This window comes from Streptomyces sp. NPDC033229 (assembly GCF_055576875.1).
Genome location: NZ_JBVIQR010000026.1, coordinates 1 through 6262 on the forward strand (window position 1 = coordinate 1; position 6262 = coordinate 6262).

Below are 6262 nucleotides of genomic sequence, written 5' to 3' on the forward strand. Positions count from 1 at the left end.
TACCGCTCGACACCGCATCTCTTACAGGTGGCTTTGTCGACCGTGCGCGTCCACTCGGCGTGATGCGAGCAGGCGGAGACGACGCGGCCCACCACGCGGGTCACGGGTGCGCCTCGCGCTGGTGTCGCCCCATGAGCACGGCGGCGTCGGTCATCGCCGACTTGTCACCACGGATCTCCGCCGCACGCCGGTGGCCCCTGATCCGCTCGCAGTCCTCACACCGGTCCGCCGGGTCGGCGGCGCGGCACTCCTCGAAGGTCGCCAACCGCAACGCGGTCGGCGGCACCTCCCACTCCCGACCACCCCCAGGCCGCCGCACCTGCACCCGAGGCCCCACCCGCCCCATCACCTGCGCGAACGTCCCATTGCGCGTATCCACCACGTACGCACCTTCCCGGTACGACATCACCACGTCCCGCCTCCATGGCCGTTTCGGATCACTGTCACGAACACCGTCGCGGGTCGCGGACCGGCAACCAATCCCAAGGCCCTATAGGCCGCCCTATAGTCGACATGTGGGGGATCACGTCGTGGACCTTTGGACTCACCCTCGGCTGGCGGCAGCGGTCGCTAGCCAGGACTGGGGCGCCCTCCTGAGGACGTACCGTCGGCTCACGGGCATGAGCCAGACGAAGCTCGGCGAGCTGGTCGGACTCGTACAACCGGACGTGTCCGACATCGAGCGCGGCCGCCGCCGTGTGACGTCCGTGGAGGTACGACAGCGCATCGTGTCCGGACTCGGGGTCCCCCGGCACTGCTGGCCGCCGCCGGGGAACGGGCAGAGACGCCTCCTGTTCCCGGCCTGGCCCTGCCCGGCATCGCTCCGGACGCGGACCTTCTGGCGCGCGTGACGAATGCCGTCGGCAATGCCAAACGGGTCGACACAGCGACTCTGGACTGGCTCGACCGGCTCCTGGCCGAACACCGGCGGGCCGAGGATGTGATCGGCTCCCGACCGCTTACCGCCGTGATGCTCCAGCAGCTCCGCACCGTGGTGGATCTGCACTCCGGCGCCCGGGGCGCCTTGGCGGACCGGGTCATCCGACTCGCTGCCGAGCACGCCCAGTTCCTCGCGTGGATGGCACAGGATCAGGCAGACAGCGCCGCGGCGCTCGCGTGGTACGACCGGGCCCACGAGTGGGCCCTGGAGGCCGGTGACGCCGGCATGGCCGCGACCACGCTCAGCATGAAGGCCCACATGGCCTGGTCCGGCGGGCTCGGTACCCGGTGCGTACGGCTCGCGGAGGCCGCCCGGTGGTCCGTCCCGGGCACGTCCCTCGGCGTGCGCGGCATGGCCGCACAGATGGAGGCACGCGGGCACGCGCTCAACGGGGACGCCGACTATGCCCACCGCCTCCTGGAGGAGGCGCAGGCCCTCATCGGCCAGGCCGCCGAGCACCCCGAGGACGAGCCGCCGTGGATGTACTTCTACGACGAGACGTGGTTCGCCCTGCAACGCGGCATGGCGGAGATGCACCTGGGCGCCTGGCCGTCCGCCATCGAGCACCTCACCGGCGGACTCGCCGCCCTGCCCGACGACTACCGGCGCGACAAGGCCTGGTACCGGGCCTGTCTGGCCCACGCGGCGGCCGGGGCGGGCGAAGCCGAGCAATCCTTGGCGGTCGCGCTGCACGCCGTCCCGGACGCGGCCGCCGTGGGGCGTCCGCACGCCTGGAACGAGCTCCACACCACGGCAGCAGCGTTGCTGCGCCGAAGAGCCCCGGAGGGGCGGCACCTCGTAGCCGCCCTCAAGGCGCACGACTGAGGCGCGCCACCGCGCGAGCGTGGGCCGTCTCCGTCGCCGCGCCGACATCCCGGAAGCCCCCGGCATGGGGACGGCTCGAGCCTCCCCCCTCTTGGCTCGAGCCGCCGCGGTTCCGACGCGCGAGGAACCGCGCGACCAAGGCTAGTTGACTCTGCGTCAGTGTCCAATCACGCTAGCGACACAGCCCTATCGACTTATTTATAGTTCCGATACGAGCAGTTGGCGGCGAGCTGGGGAGAAGGCATGGATCTGGCCCTGTTACGCACGTTCGTCACGGTGCACCGGGCCGGGTCGTTCACCCGCGCCGCCACTCTGCTCGGGCTGTCGCAGCCCGCCGTCACGGGCCAGATCCGGACGTTGGAGCGGCAGTTGGGGCGTCCGCTGTTCGTCCGGCAGGCGCGGGGCGTGAGCCCCACGAGCATCGGGGACGAGCTCGCGCACAAGATCGCGCCGCATGTCGACGCGCTGCTGGAGATCACCGAGGCCGATCTCGACGAGCAGTGGGCCAATCGCACGCTGCATCTGGCCGGGCCGCCGGAGTTCATGGCCCTGCGCGCGCTGCCCGCGCTCACGCCGCTCGTGGCGCAGGGGATGACCGTGCGGGCGGCGCAGGGCATCGCGGAGGACCTTTTCGAGGCGCTCGCGGCGGGCCATCACGACCTCGCCATCACCACGTCACGACCGCGCGGCCGGCTGCTGACGGCCACCCCGCTCTGCGACGAGGAGCATGTGCTGGTGGCGGCGCCGCGCTGGGCGGCCAGGCTCGGCGGGGCGGCGGTCGTGCGGGACAAGGGGGTGCGGGCGCTGGAGCATCTGCCGGTGGTCGAGGTGCACGAGTGCCTGCCGTTCGTGGCGCGCTACTGGGCCGCTGTCTTCGACAGCAAGCCCGTTACCGCCGGCACCGTCGTCGTCCCCGATCTACGGGCCGTGCTCGCCTGTGTGGCCGCCGGAGCGGGGCTCGGGGTCCTGCCCAGGTATCTGTGCGCCGACGCCCTCGACACGGGCGAGATCGTGGCCCTGCTCGACCCGCCCGTACCGCCGCTGCGCACGTATTTCCTGGTCGTACGGACCGGCACCCTCGCCCACCCCCATCTGGCCCGGGTTCATGAGTGGCTGCTGCGTGCCGCCGTCTCTTGGTGACAGCCGAGGGGAAAGGGGACGCCGGGAAGGGGTTTCGCGGGGGGCCCCGCGCGGCAGATGTCCCGTATGACCGAACGACCAGTGGTCAAACGCACCGCCCGCGCCATCCTGCTCGACGGCGACATCGGCACCACCACGTCCCGTTCCGACCTTCAGATGATCCTGATCAAACGAACGAAGCCCGGCGAGGATCCGTATTGGATCACCCCGGGCGGCGGTGTGGAGCCGGAGGACGCCACGGTCGTCGCCGCTCTGCACCGCGAGGTCGACGAGGAGCTCGGCGCGAAGGTCTTCGACGTCGTTCCGGCCTTTGTCGACACCGTCTCGCACTCCCTCCACCATGCCGCGCACGGCGTGAAGGTGCAGCACTTCTTCGTCTGCCGTCTCGCGTCGATGGACCTCTCCCGGCGGCACGGCCCGGAGGTGGACGAGCCGTGCGGGACGTACGAGGTGGTGCGCGTCCCCTTCACCAGGGAAGGGGTCACCTCCGTGGAGATGGTGCCGCCGTCACTGCGCGCGTATCTCGAAGCGAACATCGAGGGCGTACGAGCGCTGCTCGCGGACGACCTCGGCTGAGACAGGCCTCCTACCCCGGGCTCGTCGACGACGTCGTCAGCTCGTCGATCCCGTCGTGCCTTATTCGGTGCGACGGTATGCCGATGCCGACGAGGGTGTCCACGCCGCTGCGGATCATCCCCGGCGGGCCGGAGAGGTAGGCGTCATAGGCGGGCCAGGGCCCGTACTCGCGCACTATGTGGGTGAGTTGGCCGCTCAGGCGGCGCGTGGGGCCGTCGGAGACGACGGGGCGGACCGACAGCCACGGGTGCGACCGCTGGAGGCCGAGCATGGTGTCGATGTCGTAGAGGTCGTCGTCATGCCGGGCGCCGTAGAAGACCTCGACCGGACGCCGGCGGCCGTGCTCCGCGACGTCCTCCACGAGCGCCTTGATCGGAGCGATGCCGGTACCGCCTCCCAGGCACAACAGCCCGTTGTCAGTGGTGTGGTCGACAATCATGGAACCGGCAGGGGGCCCGAGGCGCAGGACGTCACCGGGGCGGGCGTGATGGACCAGGGCGTTGGACACCCAGCCGGCCGGTACGGCCTTCACATGGAAGGAGAGCAGACCGTCCGAGCGGGGTGCGGACGAGAAGGAGTAGTTGCGCCAGACGCGCGGCCACCAGGGCGTCTCCAGGCTGGTGTACTGCCCGGCGAGGAAGGGATAGGGCTCCTCGGGCCGTACGGTCACGACGGCGATGTCCCGCGTGCGCAGCTCATGGCCGACGACCTCGGCCTGCCACCAGGCGGGAGAGCTCCGCTCGTCCTCGGCGGCCGCGTCGATCATGATCTGTGAAACGGTCGTGTAGACGCGCACCCAGGCGGCTTCCGTGGCCTCGCTCCAGGTGCCCGACGCGAAGCGGGTGAGCGCGGCGATCAGACACTCGCCGACGGCCGGGTAGTGCTCGGGCAGCGTGCCGTATTTACGGTGCCCACGACCGAGGTGGGAGAGGTATTCGGTGAGCGTCGCGGTGTCGTCGGCGTGCTCGGCGGCGGTCAGCAGCGCCTTGAAGAGGCGGTCGCGCTGGACGTCCATCGCGACGGGGAACAGGGACCGCAGATCGGGGTGGCGGATGAAGAGCAGCGCGTAGAAGTACGACGTGGTCTTGTCGGCGACGGGTTCGATCTCGGCCAGCGTGCGGCGGATCAGGAGGGTGTCGGGGGAAGGGCCCGATCTTGTCGGCCGGATGGGCAGTTGATCGCGAACCGGGGGCGGTGCGGGCTGTGGTTCGACGGGGCGCCGGTGGCGTCGACCTCGCGACAGCGGGGGATCCGACTGCCCGGGATGCGCCTGTTGGTCGGGCGGCGCGGTCCGTCCCGGTGGGACGCTGCGTTCCGGCAGGGCGTACGGATCCGGCCGGTCCGGCGGGTCTGTCTGCTCTGTCTGTCCTGTCTGCCCGACGTACCCCGACTGATACAGGGGCGCCCAGCGGCTCGAAGGGGCCGCCGGTGGTGGCGCCGTCTGCCATACCGCGCTGATCGGCAGTCCGGGGCCGGGCCCGGGATCCCGCTCGGTCTCCGGCACCACCGCGCGGGCGACGGGCTCCCACCCGGGCGGCCGGTCCCGGCTGCCGCCGGTGTCCCCGACAGCCGCCTCCCCCGGCGGCGCCGGTGCCGCCGCCGGGGCGTCCGGCACGGGACGCGGTGGGGTGAACCAGCCCCGCTCACCCGCGGTGCCGAACGAGCCTCCATCGGCCGACGTTGGGGTCGGAGCATCCATCAGTGCCTCGCCTCGAACATCTCTCGGTCGGTGTTCGCACTCCCGCCGGAACCGGAAAGTGCCGCGATTCCCCGGTTTGCCTCGGGTCGCTGTACCAGTCCGCGTAGCATTCCACCGTCTGACCCGACTACGGGCGATTAGCCGGAAATTCAAGTGACAGCAGGCCCGTTGAGGTTAAACTGAACTATTTCCCGGACCGTCGGGCGTCATGTCGCCGACTCCCCGGCGGCGTTGACCCTACAGGGCCCGCCACGATCCACAAGGGTCACACCAATTACCCCTGGCATCCAACGAGTTCGTAGGCCTCGCGAAGGTCGCGTCCTGTATACGCGTGGACGGCGACGTCCCGTACGTGATGGTCCGCGTTGACCGCCACCGACACCGGGACCACCTCGAAAAGGCGGGCGTCCGACATCGAATCCCCGTAGGCCACGCAGTCGCCACGGCTCAGACCGAATTTCTCGCAGAGTTCGTCCGCGATCCGCACCTTGGCCGCCGCGTCGAGGATGCCCGCCGGGTTCACCGGCTCCCGGAACGGCACCGCGGGCCAGAGCGAGCCGTGGGCCGCGTCCGCACCCCAGATGAGCAGGCGTTCCACGAAGAAGCCGGGCGAGAGGGAGATCACCGCGCAGCGTTCGCCCCGCGCCTGGATGTCCGCCCAGACTTCCCGGATGCCCGTGAGCCAGGGCGCGCCCTCGAACGCCGCCGCCACCTGCGCCTCGGTCAGGTCCGCCCACAGCTCGACGGCCAGCGCCGCGAAGCGCGGCGGCGTCAGCTCCCCCGTCGCGAATCCCCGCTCCAGCTCGGCGATCTCCCGCTCCACCCCGAGCTGCCGGGATATCTCGATCGCCGCCGCCGATCCGTACATCAGCGTGCCGTCGAGATCGAACAAATGCAGTCTGGTCATGAGACCCGAGGGTAGGCGTACGCGCCGCCGGGCACCCGCGAATACTTCCCTGGTCAGACGGCCCGAGCGGCCTCCGGCCGGGTACGGACACGCGTCGGGGGGGGGGGGGGGGGGGGGGGAAAAGAGGGGAACAAAGGAAAAGACGAAAGACAAAAAAAAACACCAAAAAAAACAC

General features: G+C 70.5%; 5 protein-coding genes and 1 pseudogene. 3 read left to right on the forward strand and 3 right to left on the reverse strand.

The window, feature by feature from the left end; all coding sequences use genetic code 11:
• Nucleotides 1-100: 100 nt before the first annotated feature.
• On the reverse strand, nt 101-379 hold the full coding sequence (locus tag ACZ53N_RS22425) for a hypothetical protein (protein WP_469142601.1): 279 nt from the start codon (nt 377-379) through the stop codon (nt 101-103).
• Nucleotides 380-530: 151 nt separating this feature from the next.
• On the opposite strand from ACZ53N_RS22425, the pseudogene ACZ53N_RS22430 reads away from it, so the two are divergent.
• From ACZ53N_RS22430 to ACZ53N_RS22440, 3 genes and pseudogenes are all read left to right on the forward strand, one after another.
• A pseudogene (locus ACZ53N_RS22430) lies at nt 531-1765 on the forward strand (helix-turn-helix domain-containing protein).
• A gap of 243 nt (nt 1766-2008) precedes the next feature.
• Nucleotides 2009-2905, forward strand: a complete 897-nt coding sequence (locus tag ACZ53N_RS22435) for a LysR family transcriptional regulator (RefSeq protein WP_469142602.1) — start codon at nt 2009-2011, stop codon at nt 2903-2905.
• A gap of 66 nt (nt 2906-2971) precedes the next feature.
• A complete protein-coding gene (locus tag ACZ53N_RS22440; RefSeq protein ID WP_356451045.1) occupies nt 2972-3481 on the forward strand; it encodes an NUDIX hydrolase in 510 nt (169 codons plus the stop codon).
• Between the two features lie 10 nt (nt 3482-3491).
• On the opposite strand, the gene ACZ53N_RS22445 is transcribed toward ACZ53N_RS22440, so the two are convergent.
• A complete protein-coding gene (locus ACZ53N_RS22445) occupies nt 3492-5180 on the reverse strand; it encodes a globin domain-containing protein (protein WP_469142603.1) in 1689 nt (562 codons plus the stop codon).
• A 274-nt stretch (nt 5181-5454) separates the two neighbouring features.
• The gene (locus ACZ53N_RS22450) at nt 5455-6087 is read right to left on the reverse strand and encodes an HAD family hydrolase (protein ID WP_469142604.1); all 633 of its coding nucleotides are present in this window, start codon (nt 6085-6087) and stop codon (nt 5455-5457) included.
• Nucleotides 6088-6262 lie beyond the last annotated feature (175 nt).